Source organism: Nocardioides sp. JCM 18998, from assembly GCF_055391535.1.
In genome coordinates this window covers 2,480,716-2,500,127 of sequence record NZ_AP043886.1, presented here as the reverse complement: position 1 = coordinate 2,500,127, position 19,412 = coordinate 2,480,716, and the positions used below count along the sequence as shown (strand labels likewise).

The 19,412-nt window shown below is 70.4% G+C and carries 20 protein-coding genes and 2 tRNA genes; 2 read left to right on the top strand and 20 right to left on the bottom strand.

What is annotated here, in order from left to right:
* Positions 1-33: 33 nt before the first annotated feature.
* The 11 genes from ACZ5L9_RS11755 to ACZ5L9_RS11705 all read right to left on the bottom strand — a co-directional run bounded on the left by ACZ5L9_RS11755 (position 34) and on the right by ACZ5L9_RS11705 (position 9,218).
* Positions 34-831, bottom strand: a complete 798-nt coding sequence (locus ACZ5L9_RS11755; RefSeq protein ID WP_464527851.1) for a hypothetical protein — start codon at positions 829-831, stop codon at positions 34-36.
* 143 nt (positions 832-974) lie between these two features.
* Positions 975-2,261 (bottom strand): ATP-dependent Clp protease ATP-binding subunit ClpX, encoded by a 1,287-nt coding sequence (gene clpX / locus ACZ5L9_RS11750; protein ID WP_464527849.1) that lies wholly within the window; start codon positions 2,259-2,261, stop codon positions 975-977.
* 169 nt (positions 2,262-2,430) lie between these two features.
* On the bottom strand, positions 2,431-3,042 hold the full coding sequence (locus ACZ5L9_RS11745; protein WP_464527847.1) for an ATP-dependent Clp protease proteolytic subunit: 612 nt from the start codon (positions 3,040-3,042) through the stop codon (positions 2,431-2,433).
* Positions 3,043-3,045: 3 nt separating this feature from the next.
* A complete protein-coding gene (locus ACZ5L9_RS11740; RefSeq protein WP_464527845.1) occupies positions 3,046-3,708 on the bottom strand; it encodes an ATP-dependent Clp protease proteolytic subunit in 663 nt (220 codons plus the stop codon).
* A gap of 99 nt (positions 3,709-3,807) precedes the next feature.
* Positions 3,808-4,782, bottom strand: coding sequence for a hypothetical protein (locus ACZ5L9_RS11735; RefSeq protein ID WP_464527844.1), 975 nt, complete (start codon positions 4,780-4,782; stop codon positions 3,808-3,810).
* 168 nt (positions 4,783-4,950) lie between these two features.
* Positions 4,951-6,339 (bottom strand): trigger factor, encoded by a 1,389-nt coding sequence (gene tig, locus ACZ5L9_RS11730; protein WP_464527842.1) that lies wholly within the window; start codon positions 6,337-6,339, stop codon positions 4,951-4,953.
* A gap of 36 nt (positions 6,340-6,375) precedes the next feature.
* Positions 6,376-6,448 (bottom strand) — tRNA-Pro (locus tag ACZ5L9_RS11725).
* 28 nt (positions 6,449-6,476) lie between these two features.
* Positions 6,477-6,547: transfer RNA gene (locus ACZ5L9_RS11720), tRNA-Gly, on the bottom strand.
* A 110-nt stretch (positions 6,548-6,657) separates the two neighbouring features.
* On the bottom strand, positions 6,658-7,770 hold the full coding sequence (locus ACZ5L9_RS11715; protein WP_464527840.1) for a PP2C family protein-serine/threonine phosphatase: 1,113 nt from the start codon (positions 7,768-7,770) through the stop codon (positions 6,658-6,660).
* Positions 7,771-7,802: 32 nt separating this feature from the next.
* Positions 7,803-8,681 carry an Fpg/Nei family DNA glycosylase gene (locus ACZ5L9_RS11710; RefSeq protein WP_464527838.1) on the bottom strand — a complete coding sequence of 293 codons (879 nt, stop codon included), beginning with the start codon at positions 8,679-8,681 and terminating at the stop codon, positions 7,803-7,805.
* A gap of 18 nt (positions 8,682-8,699) precedes the next feature.
* Complete coding sequence (locus tag ACZ5L9_RS11705) at positions 8,700-9,218, bottom strand: ribose-5-phosphate isomerase (protein WP_464527836.1); 519 nt, start codon at positions 9,216-9,218, stop codon at positions 8,700-8,702.
* 88 nt (positions 9,219-9,306) lie between these two features.
* On the opposite strand from ACZ5L9_RS11705, the gene ACZ5L9_RS11700 reads away from it, so the two are divergent.
* Both ACZ5L9_RS11700 and ACZ5L9_RS11695 read left to right on the top strand, forming a co-directional pair.
* The gene (locus ACZ5L9_RS11700; RefSeq protein ID WP_464527834.1) at positions 9,307-10,791 is read left to right on the top strand and encodes a LamG domain-containing protein; all 1,485 of its coding nucleotides are present in this window, start codon (positions 9,307-9,309) and stop codon (positions 10,789-10,791) included.
* A 767-nt stretch (positions 10,792-11,558) separates the two neighbouring features.
* Positions 11,559-11,858: a hypothetical protein gene (locus ACZ5L9_RS11695; protein WP_464527832.1), complete on the top strand. Its 300-nt coding sequence runs from the start codon at positions 11,559-11,561 to the stop codon at positions 11,856-11,858.
* Positions 11,859-11,899: 41 nt separating this feature from the next.
* Here the strand turns inward: ACZ5L9_RS11695 and ACZ5L9_RS11690 are convergent, their stop codons facing one another.
* The 9 genes from ACZ5L9_RS11690 to ACZ5L9_RS11650 all read right to left on the bottom strand — a co-directional run bounded on the left by ACZ5L9_RS11690 (position 11,900) and on the right by ACZ5L9_RS11650 (position 19,407).
* Positions 11,900-12,790 (bottom strand): alpha/beta hydrolase, encoded by an 891-nt coding sequence (locus ACZ5L9_RS11690; RefSeq protein WP_464527830.1) that lies wholly within the window; start codon positions 12,788-12,790, stop codon positions 11,900-11,902.
* A gap of 124 nt (positions 12,791-12,914) precedes the next feature.
* On the bottom strand, positions 12,915-13,610 hold the full coding sequence (locus ACZ5L9_RS11685; protein ID WP_464527828.1) for a hypothetical protein: 696 nt from the start codon (positions 13,608-13,610) through the stop codon (positions 12,915-12,917).
* 159 nt (positions 13,611-13,769) lie between these two features.
* Positions 13,770-14,417, bottom strand: a complete 648-nt coding sequence (rdgB, locus tag ACZ5L9_RS11680; RefSeq protein ID WP_464527826.1) for an RdgB/HAM1 family non-canonical purine NTP pyrophosphatase — start codon at positions 14,415-14,417, stop codon at positions 13,770-13,772.
* Positions 14,414-15,124, bottom strand: a complete 711-nt coding sequence (gene rph / locus ACZ5L9_RS11675) for a ribonuclease PH (protein ID WP_464527824.1) — start codon at positions 15,122-15,124, stop codon at positions 14,414-14,416. Before rph ends, rdgB begins: the two co-directional genes overlap by 4 nt.
* Positions 15,125-15,351: 227 nt before the next feature.
* A complete protein-coding gene (locus tag ACZ5L9_RS11670; RefSeq protein ID WP_464527823.1) occupies positions 15,352-16,158 on the bottom strand; it encodes an ABC transporter permease in 807 nt (268 codons plus the stop codon).
* On the bottom strand, positions 16,155-17,057 hold the full coding sequence (locus ACZ5L9_RS11665) for an ABC transporter ATP-binding protein (protein ID WP_464527822.1): 903 nt from the start codon (positions 17,055-17,057) through the stop codon (positions 16,155-16,157). The genes ACZ5L9_RS11670 and ACZ5L9_RS11665 overlap by 4 nt, the downstream gene beginning before the upstream one ends.
* A gap of 116 nt (positions 17,058-17,173) precedes the next feature.
* On the bottom strand, positions 17,174-17,935 hold the full coding sequence (locus ACZ5L9_RS11660) for an MBL fold metallo-hydrolase (protein ID WP_464527821.1): 762 nt from the start codon (positions 17,933-17,935) through the stop codon (positions 17,174-17,176).
* Between the two features lie 154 nt (positions 17,936-18,089).
* Positions 18,090-18,914: a glutamate racemase gene (gene murI / locus ACZ5L9_RS11655; protein WP_464527819.1), complete on the bottom strand. Its 825-nt coding sequence runs from the start codon at positions 18,912-18,914 to the stop codon at positions 18,090-18,092.
* A 136-nt stretch (positions 18,915-19,050) separates the two neighbouring features.
* A complete protein-coding gene (locus tag ACZ5L9_RS11650; RefSeq protein ID WP_464527817.1) occupies positions 19,051-19,407 on the bottom strand; it encodes a nuclear transport factor 2 family protein in 357 nt (118 codons plus the stop codon).
* Positions 19,408-19,412: the final 5 nt, after the last annotated feature.

Genomic DNA, 19,412 nt, shown 5'->3' with positions numbered 1-19,412 from the left:
GGTGCTGCAGCAGGTCGGGCGACCCGCGCGACGTCAGTGGTCGCCGTGGCCGTACCAGTGGCCGCCGTACGAGTGCCCATACGAGTGGCCGTACGAGTGGCCGCTGTAGTCGTCGTTGTCATTGTCGTCGTAGCCGGCGCCGTCGTTGTCGCTGTCATCGTCGTCGCTGGTGCTCGAGGAGAACGAGTAGCTGTTGGTGTAGCTCCGCGTCTTCGACGACGAGCTGCCCTGGGCGTCGTCGGACGAGCCGCTCCAGCTGTAGTGCCGGTCGCTGTCGTCGTTGCCGTACGAGTTGCTCGAGCCCGAGGAGCTGTGACCCCACCAGCCGTTGTGGTCGCCGCTGTTGCTCGACGAACTGCCCCATCCGTGACTCGAGGAGCCGTGGCTCGACGAGCTGCCGGTCGAGGAGCCCGTGCTCGGGGAGCTGGCCGGCGTCTTGACCACGGCGTTCACCGCGTGATCGGCGTGCTTGGACTTCGCGTGCTTCGCCTTGGTGTGCACCGCCGGCACGGCGTCGTGGTGCGCGTGCTTGGTGGGCTTGGCCTGGGCGGTGGCGTGGTGTGCCGGGCGCAGCCCTGTCGCGTCGGCGACGTCGGTCGCCGCGGACGTCTTCGCCGGAGCGGCCGGGGTGGCCGACGTGGCCGGCGGGGAGGGCTGGAGCGTCTCACCGTTCTGGATCTCCATCAGCTGGAGCCCCGCGACGACGGGCGCAGCGAAGCTGCGCCACGCGTCCTTCGCGTAGCTGCGCATGCTGTTGGTCGCCAGGACGACGACACAGGCGATCGCCACGACGACGAATGCCGTCAGCGGTGCCTTGTGATTCGAGCTCACGCTCGCCCCTTCCCAGCCCGGACCTGGTGGACAGGACACTAGTCTTGCCTATCCCATCGACCGGTGGCGAACCGTCCCAAGGCAAATGACCCGAACGGACTACGTCGCTCGGGTCATTTCAGGACGAGTGGCCAGCTCTCGCCTCAGGCGGACTTCTTCTTCTTCGCCTCGCCGACCGGGATGAGGGTCGGAGCAGCCTCGCCCAGGGCCACCTCGGCGGTGACGATCACCTTGGCGACATCGCCGCGCGAGGGCACTTCGTACATGGCGTGGAGCAGGATCTCCTCGATGATCGCACGCAGGCCGCGGGCGCCGGTCTGGCGCTCCAGGGCCTTGTCCGCGATCGCCTGGATGGCGTCCTCGGTGAACTCGAGCTCGACGCCGTCGAGGTCGAAGAGCTTCTGGTACTGCTTGATCAGCGCGTTGCGGGGCTCGGTGAGGATCTGCACGAGCGCGGCCTGGTCGAGCTTGGCGACGCTGGCGATGAGGGGCAGACGACCGATGAACTCGGGGATCAGGCCGAACTTGGTGAGGTCCTCGGGGCGGACCAGCTTGAGCAGGTCCTCGGCGTCCTTCTCGGCCTTGCTGTGCACCTCGGCGGTGAAGCCGAGGGTCTTCTTGCCCACCCGCTGCTCGATGATGTGCTCCAGACCGGCGAAGGCCCCGCCGACCACGAACAGGATGTTCGTGGTGTCGATCTGGATGAACTCCTGGTGCGGGTGCTTGCGCCCGCCCTGGGGCGGCACCGAGGCGGTGGTGCCCTCGATGATCTTCAGCAGGGCCTGCTGCACGCCCTCACCGGAGACGTCACGCGTGATCGACGGGTTCTCGGCCTTGCGGGCCACCTTGTCGATCTCGTCGATGTAGATAATGCCGGTCTCGGCCTTCTTGACGTCGTAGTCGGCGGCCTGGATCAGCTTGAGCAGGATGTTCTCGACATCCTCGCCGACGTAGCCGGCCTCGGTCAGCGCTGTCGCGTCCGCGATCGCGAACGGGACGTTGAGCATCCGCGCGAGGGTCTGGGCGAGGTACGTCTTGCCACAGCCGGTCGGGCCGATCACCAGGATGTTGGACTTGGCGACCTCGACCTGCTCGTCCTTGTGCTTGCCGGGACCGGCCGCACCGCTCTGGACGCCGGCCTGGACCCGCTTGTAGTGGTTGTAGACGGCGACCGCGAGCGCCTTCTTGGCCTGCTCCTGGCCGATCACGTAGGAGTTGAGGAACTCGAAGATCTCGCGCGGCTTGGGCAGCTCCTCGATGCTGACCTCGGCGCCCTCGGCGAGCTCCTCCTCGATGATCTCGTTGCACAGGTCGATGCACTCATCGCAGATGTAGACGCCCGGCCCGGCGATCAGCTTCTTCACCTGCTTCTGGCTCTTCCCACAGAAGGAGCACTTGAGCAGGTCACCACCGTCACCGATGCGTGCCATGGGCGATCATCCTCCGCGATTGCATGTGTTGCTGGTTCGAGATGGTGCCAAGGAACGGCACCGGGCGCTGCTGGCGGTTCTGCTGACCGTACCTCGCGCCGTGCCGCCGGCGCCGGAGCCACCGTCGGTACGGCGCGAGGTCGTGTCTGATCGTGCTGTGCCTATCGGCTCAGGCGAGCGCGGCCGCAGGGGTCTTGAGCGAGCCCAGGACCTGGTCCACGATGCCGTACTCGACGGCCTGCTGCGCGGTGAGGATCTTGTCGCGCTCGATGTCGCGACTGACCTCCTCGATCGACTTGCCGCTGTGCTCAGCGATCATCTTCTCCAGCAGCTCCCGCATCCGCAGGATCTCGTTGGCCTGGATCTCGATGTCGGAGGTCTGGCCGAACGTGCCCTCGGTGTAGGGCTGGTGGATCAGGATGCGGCTGTTGGGCAGCGCCATCCGCTTGCCCCGGGTGCCGGCCGCGAGCAGGATCGCGGCCGCCGAGGCGGCCTGACCCATGCAGACGGTCTGCACGTCGGGCTTGATGAACTGGATGGTGTCGTAGATCGCGGTCAGCGCCGTGAACGAGCCACCCGGGCTGTTGATGTAGATGCTGATGTCCTGGTCGGGGTTCATCGACTGCAGGCACAGCAGCTGGGCGATCACCGCGTTGGCGACGTCGTCGCTGATCGGGGTGCCCAGGTAGATGATCCGCTCCTCGAAGAGCTTCGCGTAGGGGTCGATCCGGCGGAAGCCGTACGACGTGCGCTCCTCCCACTGCGGGATGTAGTAGTTCATGCGTCAGTCCTTCTGCCCGTTGTTCGAATGAGCGGGCCGTCCTTCACTGGCGGCTTCCTTGGCGCTGGTGATCACCTTGTCGACCAGGCCGTACGCGAGGGCCTCGTCAGCGGTGAACCAGCGGTCGCGGTCGGCATCCGTGATGACCTGCTCGACGGGCTGACCCGTGTGCTTGGAGATCAGGTCGAGCAGCACCTTCTTGATGTGCAGCGACTGCTGGGCCTGGATCTTGATGTCCGAAGCGGAGCCACCCATGCCCGAGGAGGGCTGGTGCATCATGATGCGCGCGTGCGGCAGCGCGTAGCGCTTGCCCGCCGCACCGGCGCAGAGCAGGAACTGGCCCATCGAGGCGGCCAGGCCCATGCCGACCGTGGCCACGTCGTTGGGGATGTAGTTCATGGTGTCGTAGATCGCCATGCCGGCATCGACCGAGCCGCCGGGGCTGTTGATGTGCAGGAAGATGTCGGCCTCGGGGTCCTCGGCCGAGAGCAGCAGCAGCTGGGCGCAGATCGCGTTGGCGTTCTGGTCGCGGACCTCGGAGCCGAGGAACACGATCCGCTCCTTGAGCAGCCGGCTGTAGATGTTGTCGTCGAGGAAGTTGAGCCCGGCGCCACCGTTCATGGTCGGCGCGTCGTACCCCTGGGGTGCGCTGGAGTTCAGGTTCACAGTGGCGACACTAGCCGCCGGAGCAGACAGAACCACGGGATGGCGTGCCCTGTTCGCCGACAGCAGATTTCGACGGCGCGGGCGTGGACGCCTGCGCCGTCAGCCGAGCCAACGCAGCAGCGCGTCGTGGATGTCGCCCCGGTTGGTCAGCGGGTCGCCGGCCGGGAGGTCGAAGGTCTCGGCGTCCGGGAACAGGTCGACGACCTCGCGCGGGCGCCGCCCACCGCGGCGGTGTCGCCCCCAGAGGAGCCGACCGAAGGCGCTGCCGAACGGGTTGGGACCGGCCATCCGCTCCCCCACCATCAGGTGGTCGGCCGTGACGGCCGGCTCCAGCCCGATGAAGGCGGCATCCGTCTGCACGATGCCGGCGAGCTGCTCGTCGAGGCGTCGTCCGATCCGACTGGACAGCAGGCTCTGCTCGGTGGCGTAACGCGGTACTCCGAGACCGATCACCTCGGTGACCCGCGCCGTCCAGGGCTCGACGTCCGGGAGGCGCATCGCGGTGGCGGCCCGTACCGCCAGTCCCCCACCACCCGCGGCGAGCAGGACGATCCGCTCCACCGGGACGGGCCATGCCCGGGTGACGCGCTGCAGGAGCGAGGCCAGCTCGAGCCCGGCCTCCGTCGGCGGGCCGGGCTCGAGGCGGACGTAGATCGGCGTCCAGCCGAGCAGGGCCTGGAGCCGTTCGGCGTACGTCGCTCCGGTCGTCGCGCGTCCCTCCGCCCAGAGGTGCTCATCGCCTCCGGGCGATGGGACCAGGACCAGCAGGCGCCCCGTGGGCGCGGCATCCCGGTCGAGCAGTACGACGAGCTCGGCCGGCCCGACGTCGCGGTCGCCGTGCCGGAGCGCGACCATCGGACGGTCGACCTCGGCGACGGACCGGGCGAGGGTGGCGCCGGCGAGGGCGAGCGGCGTCCGCGCCACCGGAGCGGCCAGGGCTGCGAGAGGCCGGGCGATGGGCGCCGCGATCGGCACGATCGCGCGGGTGAGCGGACGCCGGGCCAGCGCGCCCGCACGCCAGGTGCGGCGCAGCAGACCGCCGACGCGGGTGCGACGCGGCGCGGTCGGGCTCACCCGGGCAACCCTAGAGGACGCCGGGGTTCCAACGTTACGCACGGGTAACCGGCGTTCCCCCTCCCGGGACGCCGGCGACGACCGCGGGTCCCGAGCCCGGGCCGGACACAGAAGCGCCCCGCACCCGGGATCCGGGTGCGGGGCGCCTGCGATGCGCTAGACCGTGGCTCAGGCCTCGGTCTCGTCGCCGGCCTCGGCCGGCTCAGCGGCCTCGTCGCCCTCGGGGGCGAAGCTGCCGTCGGGGAGGAGGCCCTTGAGGACGACCTCGTTGCCCGACTTGTCGGTGACCTTGGCGGCCTCGACGATCTCGGCGAGCGCCTTGCCGCGGACGATCTCGGCGGCGTACTCGCTGATGTGGTGCGGGTGCTCCTGCAGGTGGGCGAAGGCCTGCTGCGGGTCCTGGCCCTGCTGCTGAGCGCGACGGATGACGTGCTGGGTCAGCTCGTTCTGGTCCACGCCGTACTCGTTCTTGGCGGCGATCTCGTCGAGGAGCATCTGCGCGGCGATCGAGTCACGGACGCGGCGCTCGAGGTCGGCCTCGAACTCGTCCTGGGTCTGGCCCTCGTCCTCGAGGTACTTCTCCAGGGTGAGGCCGGCGAAGACGAGCTGCTGCTCGAACTGCTCGCGACGGGTGTTGAGCTCGTCGGTCACCAGGCCCTCGGGCAGCGGGATCTCGACCTTCTCGAGCAGGGCCTCGAGGACGGCATCGCGGGCGGCGGCGGCCTGCTCGAGACGCTTGCCGCGACCGAGACGCTCCTGGACGTCGGCCTTCAGCTCGGCGACGGTGTCGAACTCGCTGGCGAGCTGGGCGAAGTCGTCGTCGACCTCGGGCAGCTCCTGCTCCTGGACCTGGGTGACCTTGACGACCACGTCGACGTCCGCGCCGACCAGGTCACCACCGACGAGCTGGCTGGTAAAGGCCTTCTCGTCGCCGGCGGACAGGCCGGTGACGGCCTCGTCGAGACCGTCGAGCATGCCGCCACGGCCGACCTGGTAGCTCATGCCGCTGACCTCGGCACCCTCGACGTCCTCGCCGTCCTGGGTGGCCTTGAGGTCGATCACGACGAAGTCGTTCTCGGCGGCGGCGCGCTCGACGTCCTTGAGGGTGCCGAAGCGCTCACGCAGCGCCTGGACCTGCTCCTCGACGTCCTCGTCGCTGATCTCGATGTCCTCGACCTCGGCGGCGATGCCGGCGTAGTCCGGGACGACGATCTCGGGCTTGACGTCGACCTCGGCCACGAACTCCAGCGGGCCGTTGTCGTCGAACTTGGTGACCTCGAGCTCCGGCTGGGCCAGCGGGGTCAGGTTGTTCTCCTGCAGCGCCTCGCTGTACTTCTGCGGCAGGACCTCGTTGAGGGCCTGGTCGAGGACGGCGCCGCGGCCGACCTGGCGGTCGATCACTGCCGGCGGAACCTTGCCGCGGCGGAAGCCGGGCACGTTCACCTGCTGGGCGATCTGCTTGTATGCCTTGTCGAGGCTCGGCTTGAGCTCCTCGAAGGGCACCTCGACGGTCAGCTTGGCCCGGGTCGGGCTCAAGGTCTCGACGGCGCTCTTCACAGGCTTTCTCCTCTTGTAGATCTGGTGGTGAAGCAGTCGGGGCGACAGGACTCGAACCTGCGGTCTCCTGCTCCCAAAGCAGGCGCGCTAGCCACTACGCTACGCCCCGCGAATCGACCCCCATTGAGCCGGCTTCGAGCGGATGACGGGAATCGAACCCGCGTAATCAGTTTGGAAGACTGAGGCTCTACCATTGAGCTACATCCGCGTGCTGTTCCGCGGGCGGCTGGCCGCCTGCGAGCAACCCGCACATGGTGCCACACCGGCGGCACGGCGACCCAACCCGGTCCGCTCGCCACCGTGATCGGCGAGCGGGATTCAGAGGGTCGTGCCCGCGGAGCGGGTGACCACGACCATCGCCCGGTCGTCGTCCTTCGAGCCGAGCGCGTCGACGAGTCGGCGGGCCGCACCGTGGAAGTCGCCGCGCAGCAGCTGCTCGGCCTCCCCCAGCAGCCGGTCGATGCCGAGGTCGATGTCGCGCCGCGGCTCCTCGACCATGCCGTCGGTGTAGAGCAGGACCGCGTCACCGTGGCGCAGCGTGCCGGTGGCGGCGATGAACTCGGCGTCGTCGATCAGGCCCAGCAGCGGGCCCTCGCTGGCCAGCACCTTCCAGCGACCGTCGCCGGCCGTACGGCGCACGGCGGGCGGGTGACCCGCCGTCCGGACCTCGAACTCGCCGGTGGAGAAGTGCAGGGTGAGCTGGACGGCGGTGGCGAAGCCCTCCTCCCAGCCCTGGCGCAGGAGGTAGGCGTTGGCGGCGGGCAGGAAGCCGTCCGGCGGCAGCGCGCTGAGCATCCCGCCGAACGCGCCCGAGAGAAGCAGCGCGCGGGTGCCCGCCTGCTCGCCCTTGCCCGAGACGTCGACGACGACGACGTCGAGCCGATCGGGCGTCGGGCGACTGGCGACGACGAAGTCGCCGGCGAAGAGCGTGCCGCCGGCCGAGGCCAGGGAGGACTCGACGTGCCAGCCCTCCGGCATCACCGGGATGCCGCCCTGGTTGAGGATCCGGTCGCGCAGGTCGACGAGCATCGACTCGCCCATGAAGCCGGCGACACCGAGCCGGGAGCGCCGGAACGACATCAGCAGCACCAGCAGGCCCAGCAGGAACTCGATCGCGATCGAGGCCTGGGTGAGCGTCGTGATCTCGCCGTGTCTCAGCAGCACCGCGACGACGAGCATCGCCATCAGGAGCACCACGAACCACGGCAGCACCCGCGGACCGAGGACCAGACTGCCCACCAGCAGGGGCACCAGCAGCGAGTTGAGCGGGACCCGGTCGGGCTGTAGGACGATGAGGACGGCCAGCACCAGACCGAGCAGCATCAGCCACAGCAGCGCACTTCCCTCGGCACCCGATCGACGCTGCTGAGCGCGCAGCTCCGCCAGCGTCCGTCGGACCGCGGCAGGCGTCATCGCCGCCAACGCACTCATCGAGCCTCGCCTCCGCGTCGGGGTTCGTCGCTTCACTGTAGGCCCGACTGTAAGGGGGCTGTGCGTGCTCTGTCAGGGCCGGAACGGGCGGTTCGCGGCCGGTAGGGCCGCTGGCAGCCCGGGCACCAGAACAGGTTGCGACCCTGCAGCTCGGCGGTGCGCACCACCGTGCCGCACTCGTGGCAGGGCTGGCCGGTCCGTCGGTAGACGTAGACCTCGCCGCCGTGGTCGTCCTTGCGCGGCGGGCGGCCCATCGCCTCCGGGGTGTGCTCGGGGCGGACGGTGTCGATCCGGTTGTCGACCACGCCCTGGCCCATCAGCTCCACCAGGTCGGCCCACATCGCGTCCCACTGCTTGCGCTGGAGCGTGTTGCCCGGGCGCATCGGGTCGATCCGGTGGCGGAAGAGGAGCTCGGCGCGATAGACGTTGCCGACGCCGGCGAGGACGCCCTGGTCCATCAGCAGCGCTCCGATCGCGACCTTGCTTCGGCTGATCCGGGCCCAGGCGCGCGCGGGGTCGCTGTCGGCGCGGAGCGGATCCGGGCCGAGCGACGCGATGGCGGCATCGCGCTGCGCCTCGGTGATGAGATCGCACCGGGTCGCGCCGCGCAGATCGGCGTACGCGTCGGCGCCCACGATCCGCAGCCGGACCTGCCCGACCGGGGCCGGTGCCTCGCCGCGGGCGATGAGGAACTTGCCGTACAGGCCGAGGTGGATGTGGACGTACCGCTCACCGGGGAACCCGATGAAGAGCTGTTTGCCCCACGCCTCGGCGCGCTCCAGCACCTGGCCGTCGATCTGAGCGGCCGACTCCGCGAACCGGCCCTGCGGGCTGCCGACACGCACACGCTCCCCGCCGAACGCTGCGGTCAGGTCGGCGGCGAGCCGGTGGAGGGTGTGTCCCTCAGGCATGCAGGAGGAGTCCTGGGCTCAGTCTTGGTCTTCGGCCGGGCCGAGGCCCACCGCTGAGTCCGGCAGCGCGGGACGCCGGCCGGTCGACTCGTACGCGGCCATCTGGCCGATCCGGCGCACGTGCCGCTCGTCCTGGCTGAACGGCTCGGCCAGGAAGAGCTCGACGAAGCGGGTCATGTCCTCGAGGCTGTGCATCCGGCCGCCGACGGCGATGACCTGGGAGTCGTTGTGGTCGCGGGCGAGCTTCGCGGTCTCGTCGGACCAGACCAGCGCCGAGCGGATGCCCTTCACCTTGTTGGCGGCCATCTGCTCGCCGTTCCCGGAGCCGCCGATCACGACGCCGAGGCTGTCGAGCCCCTCGGAGCGCTCGCGGGCGACCGCCTCGGCGGCACGGATGCAGAAGACCGGGTAGTCGTCCAGCGCGTCGTAGACGAACGGTCCGTGGTCGACGACGTCGTACCCGAGCTCGGTGAGCCTGCTGGTGAGATGGGCCTTGAGGTCGAGTCCGGCGTGGTCGCAGCCGAGGTGAACGCGCATGAGCCTCATCCTCTCAGACGCGCGCCACCCGAGCCCACGGATACCCTGTGAGGCAACTGCTCCCTCCCATCACTCGTTTGGAGTCCCCATGAGCCTCCACACCTCCCTACATCGCGCCCGTTGGGCGCCCGTTCTCGCGCTCGTCGCCGGCTCGATCCTGATGATCCCGGCATCCGCCCAGGCGGCCCCGAAGGGCACGCTGAGCGTCTCCCCCGCGCAGGCCGCCCCCGGCGAGACGCTGACGCTGACCGGCACGCTGCCGACCAAGGTCCGGCGGCCCGTGGCGGTCCAGCGTGGGATGTACGGGAAGTACTCCGACATCGCCCGCGGACGTACCGACGCGAGGGGCCACTTCACGTTCCGGATCCCGAAGAACGGCATGCCGAGCGACCCCTACCGCGTGGTCGCGCGCAAGGTGCGGATCCACCACAAGGTCCTTCCGGCGATCAGCACGCCCATCAAGGTCGTGAAGACGCAGGAGCCCGACGTCGCGGTGACCCTCTCCGCCGACAGCGTCGGCGTCGGCGCCTCCGCCACCCTGACCGCGAGCGGCACGCCGGTCCGGCCGGGCCGGCCCCTGGCCCTCCAGCGGAGGACCAGCCCGACCACCTGGCAGACGATCGGCGTGAGCGTGCCGGAGAACGGCCGCGGCCAGGCGACGTTCACGCTCGACACCTCGAGCGCCGGGTCGTACGCCTACCGGGTCCGCGCGGAGAGCTGGAACGGCGCCGGCTGGTACCCGTCGTTCCCGGTCACGCTGAGCGTCGGAGCAGGCTCCGCCCGTACGGCCGCGCCGGCCGCGCTGTGGCAGGGCCAGGTCGCCGCGGCGCGGAAGAAGGCGCAGCCCGGCCAGGTCAACGCGGCCAACACGTTCAAGTGGGGTCCGATGGCCGAGGCGTGGGAGTGGGAGACCGGTCAGTCCACCGACCCGTGGCAGATCTACGCCGACGGCACCGGCCGCGCGTCGATCTACACGGCGATGATGTCCCTCGACTCGGGCCAGTGGGGCAACGGCCGGGCGATCAGCACCGGCACCGTGATGGCGACGCTGCAGAACAGTGGCCACACGTACGGTCGCTGGGAGGCCCGTGTCCGCGGCCCGATCTTCGCCGGCGGCACCACCGACTACACGATGGGACTCGACCTGGTCCCGGTCTCCTCGACGTACGCCCCGTGCGCCGGGACCGGCGTCGACCGCAGCGTCAACCTCGGCACATGGACCGGATACGGCAGCAGCACGACCATCGGCGTCCGCAGGGGCACGACCGACTGGACCACGACCCGCAGCCTGTCGCGCAACCGCGACAACTGGCACACCCTGGCCGTCGAGATCACTCCGAAGCGGATCGTGTGGTTCCTCGACGCGAAGGTCACGGCGGTGCTCAACAACCCGGGCGCCGTGCCCGGCGTGCCGCTGGTGCCCCAGCTCGAGCTGCTCGGCAAGCCGGGCGCGTCGATGAAGCACACCAAGCTGACCGCCGACTGGGTCCGCTACTTCACCCTGAGCCGCAAGGACCGGGGCCGGATCGCGGCGGCCGCGCCGTCGGCGAGGACCATCACGCCCACCTGCTGACGCAACCGGTGTCGAGTGGCGGCGAGGATCGGCGCCGGGCTGCCACTCACCACCAGTTGTCGGGGTCGTTTTCCACAGGACCTCGGCCCGCGGTTCGGAGCTCGCCACGCGGGTAGGACGCGACCATGGCCTCCGACCCGACCTCCACCGCGCGCCCGGCGCGTCGGCGGGGCGCCCGGTGGGAGCAGCTCGGATACGGCATCCAGGTCCCGGCGGGCCTCACCGGACGAGACCGGCTCCTCGCCGAGCTGGCCGCCCATAGTCATCTCCGGCCAGCGAGCGGAGTCTGGTCCAGCCTCACGGCCCTCCGCGTCCACGACGTCTGGCTGCCCGACCTCCCGCCAGCACTGCCGCACTTCATGGCGATGGGCGAGGTCCGGGGCGAGGTGAAGCCGACGCGAGCTCGGCTGCGGGTCGCGCGCCATCCGGTCGCACCGAGCGGCGTCGAGGTCGACGGCGTCATCGTGCAGCCCGGGGCCTGCCCTTCGCTCGGCGGCGACCACGCTGGGGCTCCTCGACCTGGTCGTCGCGACCGATGGGGCGCTCCACCGCGGGCTCACCACCATCGCGGACCTTCGGTCGGCCGCCTCCGAGCGGCGCCGTGGGGTGCGGCTGATGCGCGCGGCGCTGGCGCTGACCGATGCCCGCGCCGAGTCTCCGTGGGAGACCATGCTGCGGCTGATGCACGTCGCCTGTGGGATCGACGTCGTGCCGCAGACGAGATCTTCGACGACGCAGGACGCTTCGCCGCCCGGGCTGACCTCTGGGTGCGTGGCACCCGTCTGCTCCAGGAGTACGACGGCGCTCAGCATCGCGACGCCACCGAGCGTCGGCGTGACCTGGAGCGCGAGCGGCGGATCGGCGACGCCGGCTGTGTCCGACGTGGCTACACGGCCAAGACCGTGATCGATCATCCGTACGAGACCCTGCGCCCCGCCGCTGAGGCGCTCGGGCGTCCCGTGCCGCCGTCGGCCACGCCGTGGCTCGCGCTGCTCGCCGGATCTCTACGGGTTCCCTCGGGGCGGCGGCTCTTCCTCGAGCGCCTTCGGCTCGACAACTGGTGGTGAGTGGCAGGAACGAGGGGCCGGCGTCCGCCACTTCGCACCGGTTACGGGCAGCTGGCGAAGAAGCCGCTGGCCTGGCGCATCACCCGGTCGGAGGCCGGCATCGCGGCGTTCCGCCAGAAGCCGTGCACCTGGCCGAGGGCACGACTGCCGGTGACGTCGACGCCGAGCCCGTCCAGTCGGGCCGCGAGGTGCTCGCCCTCGTCGCGCAGCGGGTCGTGCTCGGCGGTGACGATGAGGGTGGGCGGCAGCGTGGCCAGGCGCTCGTCGCTGCTGAGCAACGGCGCCAGGTCCGGGTTCGCCAGGTCGCCTGGAGCGGCCGCGTACTGCTCCCAGTACCAGCCCGCCTCGGCACGGTCGAACCCCTCGGCGGCGGTGTCGTAGGAGTCGAACCCCTGGCTCGGGTCGAGGAACGGGTAGATCAGCGCGACACCGTCGAAGACGCCCGGATGACGCAGCGCGGCCACCAGTGCGAGGTTGCCACCGGCGCTGTCGCCGTGGACGTACGTGCGGTGCTCGGGGTCGCGCTCCTGGCGCGCGAGCCAGCCGACCACGGCGTCGGCGTCGTCGACAGCGGCCGGGAAGCGGTGCTCCGGCGGACGGCGGTAGTCGACGCTCAGCACGGCTAGTCCGCTGCGGTTCGCGAAGCGCCGGCAGGCCTCGTCGTGGACGTCGATGTCGTGGAAGACGAAGCCACCGCCGTGGAAGTGGACGATCAGCCCGCTGCGTCCCGGCCGGACCGCCTCGGCGGGCCGGTACAGCCGGCACGCCACGCCGTCGGCGTCGATCTCGCGGACCTCCGCGACGTCCTCACGCTCCTCTCGAGCCGCCTGCGCCCGGGCGCCCGCCCGCTGGTCCGCGATCGGAAGGTCCCAGACCTTCGGGTCGGTGTCGTACCCGGCGATGGCGGCGGCCGCATGGCGATAGAGCGTCATGCGCGGATTCTGGTGGCTCGGCCCGATTGGCACCACCGACTATCCGGAGCGCGGGCGCTCGCGCGCACGGATGCGACGAAGACCCCCGCCCGAGCGAGGGTCTTCGTCGGTCATCGCAGGTTGATCACTTCTTGGTGCTGTTGGCCTTCTTGAGGTTGGCCTTGGCGCTCTTGAGGCTCTTCTGAGCCTTGGCGAGCGACTTGTTCGCGGCGGCGACCTGCTTCTTCAGCTTGGCGACCTTCACCGTCTTGCCGGCCTTCTTCGCGGCCCGCAGCTCGCCCTTGAGCTCCTTGACCTGCTTCTGGGCCACGGCGACGTGCTTGGTGGCCTGGGCGACCTTCTTCTGAGCCGGGGTCGGCGTGGCGACGACGGGCGTCTTGGTGTCGTCACCCTTGTCGGTCCCCGAGGTGTCGTCACCCTTGTCCGTGCCGGTGGCGCAGTCGTCCCCCGCGGTCGTCGCGAGCGGTGCCGCCTCGGTCGGCTCGCCCGTCGGGTCCTCGCTCGGCGTGGCCTCGGTCGGCGCGCCCGTCGGGTCCTCGCTCGGCGTGGCCTCGGTCGGCGCGCCCGTAGGGTCCTCGCTCGGCGCGCCCGTAGGGTCCTCGCTCGGCGCGCCCGTCGGGTCCTCGCTCGGCGCGCCCGTCGGGTCCTCGCTCGGCGTGGCCTCGGTCGGCTCGCCCGTCGGGGTGGTGCCACACGCGACGGTCGTCGGGTCCGAGGCGGAGTCGTCAGCGAACGCGGCGGCGGTGCCGACGCCCGCGGCGAGGAGGGCGGTCGAGACGGCGACGGCACCCGCAGCGCGGCGCCAGGTGTTGTGGAACATCTTCAGAACTCTCCTGGTGGAATGGAGGTCACGACGGTGAATGACGCGTGACTCTCGATCCTTTTCGGCCGGGCTGCCGACCCACGAAAGTAAATCCTGACTATTTCTTGCCGATCGACCGCGTTTCGACCAAGAACTGCGCGATCTCCGTACGTCCTCTCAGGCGAGCCGCGCCGCGATCAGCGGCCCGATCTCGCGCATTGCCTTGCCCCGGTGCGAGATCGCGTCCTTCTCGGCCACCGTCAGCTCGGCGGAGGTGCGGCCGTCGGGCGTGTCGGTGGCGACGAAGAGGACGTCGTACCCGAAGCCGCCCGCACCGCGGATCTCGCGGATGACGTGGCCGTCCATCCGGCCCTCGACGACCAGGCTCTGCTCGCTCCCGTCGGTGCCGGGGTGGACGAACGCGATCGCGCAGGCGAAGTGCGCGCCACGGCGCTCGTCCGGGACGTCGTGGAGCTGGTCGAGGAGGAGCTCGTTGTTGCGCTGGTCGCTCTTCGGCTGACCGCCCCAGCGGGCCGAGAGGATGCCCGGCATCCCGTTGAGCGCGTCGACGCAGAGGCCGGAGTCGTCGGAGACCGACGGAAGCCCGGTGGCGGCGAATCCCGCGCGGGCCTTCAGCAGGGCGTTGCCCTCGAAGGTCGACGCGTCCTCGACCGGCTCCTCGTAGAAGTCGACGTCGTCGAGGCCGAGCACCCGTACGCCCGGGATGAGCGGAGCGAGGATCCGCTCCATCTCGGCGATCTTCTTGGCGTTGCGGGAGGCGACGAAGATCCGGGGGCCGTCGTCCTGCGCCTGGCCGAGCGTCATCGGCCCAGCGACTCTCGCTGGAGCCGGGTGAGGTCCGCGCAGCCCTTCTCCCCCAGGGCGAGCAGGGCGTCCAGCTCGATCCGGTCGAAGGCGACGCCCTCGGCGGTGCCCTGGACCTCGACGAACTTGCCCTCGCCGGTCATCACGATGTTCATGTCGGTCTCGGCGCGGACGTCCTCCTCGTACGGGAGATCGAGACGGGCCTCGCCGTCGATGATGCCGACCGAGATGGCGGCGACCGAGCCGGACAGCGCCTGCGGGACGCCGAGCTTGGCACAGGCGTCCGCGAGGGCGATGTAGGCGCCGGTGATCGAGGCGGTCCGGGTGCCGCCGTCGGCCTGGAGCACGTCGCAGTCGATCTGGATGGTGTTCTCGCCGAGCTTCTCGTAGTCGATGACGGCGCGCAGCGAGCGGCCGATCAGGCGCGAGATCTCGTGCGTGCGTCCGCCGATGCGTCCCTTGACCGACTCGCGGTCCGAGCGGGTGTTCGTGGAGGCCGGGAGCATGGAGTACTCGGCCGTGACCCAGCCCAGGCCGGAGCCCTTGCGCCAGCGCGGCACGCCCTCGGAGGCGGAGGCGGCGCACAGCACCTTGGTCCGGCCGAACTCGATCAGCACCGAGCCGGCGGCGTGGTCGAGCCAGTTGCGGGTGATGGTGATGTCGCGAAGCTGGTCGTTGGCGCGGCCGTCGGCGCGGGTGCTCGTCATGCGGGCGAGCCTATCTTTCGCTCCGGGCGGCCCGGGCGGCCAGGGCGAGAAACGGTCGGGACGGATACCGATGCCGAAGGTGGTGCTGTCACCCAACGCCGCGCAGCGGAGGTATCCGGTCACGCTGGAAGACCGACGGGGCCGGCTACCAGCCGGCCCCGTCGAGATGTCGTGTGCCGAGACGTCGAAGAGACGATCCCAGACGCGTCGTCGTGCTCGGTGGAGCGCTACTTGACCTCGGCGCGCAGGATGCGACGCAGGCCGAAGGCCATCGGCAGCCCCAGCCAGATCAGCGCCGCGACCACGAACCGGGCCCACTCGGTCGCGCTGGTGCCGAAGAAGTCGTCGTAGAGCGGCTGCTCGGCGCTGTTCAGCGAGATCCACTTGACCAGCGACTCCGCCCAGTCACCCACCAGGCTCGCGAGCCCCAGGATGATCGGCAGGGCGAACAAGTAGGCGAAGTAGACGACCAGTGCCGCGGGCGTGCTGAGCAGCAGGGCGCCGAACGAGAAGCCGATCAGCATCGCCAGCGTCTGGGTCAGGACGAAGGCGAAGATGCCCGACCCGCCGGACCACGTGTAGTGGCCGGCGATCGCGCCGGAGAGCGCGTTGAAGACGATGCCCATGGCGAGCGCGAAGATCACCGTGAGGGCGGTCCAGATCAGCGCGACCACGAGCTTGGCCTGGACGACGCGGCCTCGGCGCGGCTCGAGCGCGAAGGTGACCATCGCGGTGCGCTGGCTCCACTCCGAGGTGGCGAGCATAATCGCCAGCGGCGGCAGCAGCAGCTGGGTGACGAAGCCGGCCACCGCGGCGAAGGTGCCGAAGTCGACGTCGCTGACGTCGTTGACGCCGGTGACGATCGCGGTGATCAGCTCGGCGACGATGACGACCGCGCCGATCGAGAAGAGCAGCCAGAAGCCGGCCTTGGTGTCGTACGACTTGCGGAACTCGACCTTGGTCAGCCGGGCGAACGGGATGCCGCTCGGTGCGGTCGGGCGGACAGCGGTCGTGCTCTGGGCGGCGGCGCTCATGCGACCACTCCTTCGCGCTGGGTGTCGGCGGTGAGTTCGAGGAACAGCTCTTCCAGACCGCCGTCGCCGGAGCGCAGGTCGGTCAGGACGATGTGGTGCTCGACGGCCGTGCGGCCGACCTCGACCGGCTCAGCGGTGACCCGCAGGCCCTCGCCGGCCGGGACGACGGTGATGCCCTTCGCGGTCAGTGCCGCCGCCAGCGCGTCGTTGTCCAGCGACGTGGCCAGCGCCTCGACCTTGTTGTTGCGGGCCAGCAGCGCCGCCCGGTCGCCCTGGGCGAGGATCTTGCCGCGCCCGATCAGGATCATCTCGTCGGCGATCAGCTCGACCTCGTGCAGCAGGTGGCTGGAGAGCAGCACCGTGCCGCCGCGGTCGGCGTACGACTTCAGCAGGCCGCGCATCCACCGGATGCCGGCCGGGTCGAGGCCGTTGGCGGGCTCGTCGAGGATCAGGATCTCCGGGTCGCCGAGCAGGGCGTGGGCGATGCCGAGGCGCTGCTTCATCCCGAGGGAGTAGTTCTTGAGGCGGCGCTTGGCCTCACTGGGGCTGAGCGAGACGAGCTGGAGCATCTCCTCGACCCGGCTGTCGGGCAGGCCCATCGTCATCGCCCCGAGGGTGAGGATCTCCCTCCCGGTACGACCGCCGTGCTGCGCCGAGGCGTCCAGCAGGACACCCACGGTGCGGCCCGGGTTGGGCAGCTCGTGGTAGTCGACGCCCTTGATGGTGGCACGGCCCTTCGTGGGCGGCGTCAGGCCGACCATGATGCGCATCGTGGTCGACTTGCCGGCACCGTTCGGCCCGAGGAAGCCGGTGACCCGGCCGGGCTCGCAGGTGAACGTGACGTCGTCGACCGCGGTGTAGGCCCCGTACGTGCGGGTGAGTCCCTCGACCTTGATCATGGCTACAGCCTGCCCTGTCCCGGCCTCCGGCGCATCGGGGTTCACCCCGAATGTCGCACGACAGATGTCATGGACGAGGTGGTCTCGAGGCTCGCCTCACTCGCACCGCGACCACGTCAGAGGACGTAGGTGGCCCCCGGGCGGGCGAGCTCGGTGTGGCCGGAGAAGGCCGGCACCGCCTCGGCCAGGATCTCCTGCTCGTCGTGCCACGGCGGCACGTGGGTGATGACCAGCCGCTTCGCGCCGGCCCGCTGCGCCGCCTCGCCCGCCTCCCGCCCGGTGAGGTGCAGGCTGGGCGGGTTGTCGTCCCCCTCGCGGAAGGAGGCCTCGCACAGGAAGAGATCCGCGTCCGTGGCCAGCTCGACCAGCACGTCCGTGGGTCCGGTGTCGCCGCTGTAGGCCAGGGTGGCGCCGTCCGCGGTGATCCGCATGCCGTACGCGGGCATGCCGAGGTGGTCGACCTCGCGCGGCTCGATCGTGAAGGGGCCGACCTCGAAGGTCTCCCGGTAGCGGTGGAACGCGAACTCCTCGCGCATCCCCGGCTTGCGGGGCAGATCGAAGGCGTGCGCCAGCCGGCGCGCCGAGCCCTTCGGGCCGTGGATCGGGATCACCGGTTGCGAGCCACTGGGGTGGTACTTGCGCAGCACGTAGTAGCTCGTGATGTCGATGCAGTGATCGGCGTGCAGGTGACTGAGCAGGATCGCGTCCAGCTGCAGCGGATCGATGTAGCGGTGGAGCGCGCCGAGCGCCCCGTTGCCCAGGTCGAGCAGGAGGTTCCAGGTGCGTCCCTCGGCATCGTCGGCCTGGAGCAGGTAGCAGCTGGCCGGCGAGTCGGGTCCCGGATAGGACCCGCTGCACCCCACGATCGTCAGCTTCACAGGAGACCTCCGCACATGGGTCGCAAGGCTAGGGCTTAACACTGTGCTTGGCAGTACGTCTTGACCGAGGTCACATGTGACCTGCTCCTGACCCTAGACGACCGCGCGGGCGACCCACCCCGAGCGCGCTGCGGGCTGCGGGTCGCGATGACCTCTAGGAGAGCCCGCCGACGAACTGCTTGGCCTGTGCCATCTCCGGCCCCAGGAAGCGCCGTCCGATCGTCTCGAACTGGTCCGGCGACCCGGTGGTGAGGAAGGAGTACGTGGGCTCGCCGCCGGACCGCATCAGATCGCGCTGGGCGAGCATCCGGTAGACGTCCTTGCCGCACTCCTCGGCGCTGCTGACCAGGGTGACGTTGTCGCCCATCACGTAGGAGATGACGCCGGTGAGCAGCGGGTAGTGGGTGCAGCCGAGGATGAGGGTGTCCACGCCCGCGCTGGTCAGCGGGTCGAGGTAGTCGTGGGCCGCGTCCAGCAGGTCGGGGCCGCTGGTGATGCCGGCCTCGACGAGCGGCACGAACCGCGGGCAGGCCTGGGTGTGCAGCTCGATGTGCGGCGCCGCCGCGAACGCGTCGTCGTAGGCCATCGACTCGGCGGTCGCCTCGGTGCAGATGACGCCGATCCGGCCCGTACGGGAGGCCGCGACGGCGCGACGGGTCGCGGGGAGGATCACCTCGACGACCGGCACGTCGTAGCGCTCGCGGGCGTCGCGCAGCATGGCCGCGCTCGCGGAGTTGCAGGCGATGACGAGCGCCTTCACACCCTCCTCGACGAGGTGGTCGAGGCACTCGAGGGCGTACTCGCGCACCTCCGCGATCGGCTTCTCACCGTACGGGGCGCGGGCGGTGTCACCGACGTAGAGGATCGACTCGTGGGGCAGCTGGTCGATGACCGAGCGCGCGACGGTGAGGCCGCCGAACCCGGAGTCGAAGATGCCGATCGGCGCGTCTCGGTCGGAGGTGGTGGTCAGGCCGGGCACACCGCGATCGTAGGTGGTCGCGGCAGGTTGCACCGCGCCGGGGCACCGGCCCCCTCGAGCTGCCGTCTCCGACCCGGCAGCCGAGGAGGATCGGTGTCATTACTGCTGCGCGGCCTCCGGGCGGGCGTCGCGAGGCTCAGCCGACGAGCAGTGTCTCCAGCGAGATGATCCGCCCGTCCGCGATCGTCGCGATGTCGACCCCGCGAGCGACCGGGTCGGCTCCCGGAGCGCCGAACCGCCGTGTCAGTGCGGCCCTGCTCCCGTCGCCGTACACGGGCCCGTCCTCGGCGAAGGCGAATCCGGCGGGCACCCGGGCGAGGAGGGTCCGCGCGCGCTCGACGATCGCCTCCCGCCCGATGACGACCCCCTCCTCGTCGGTGAAGGTGACGTCTTCGGCGTAGGTCGTCGCGGCGGCCAGTGCCCGACGCGCGGCGTCGCGCTCTCCGAAGACCTGGTGCAGGTTGGCGCGCATCAGTGCGACGTACTCGTCCATCGGGC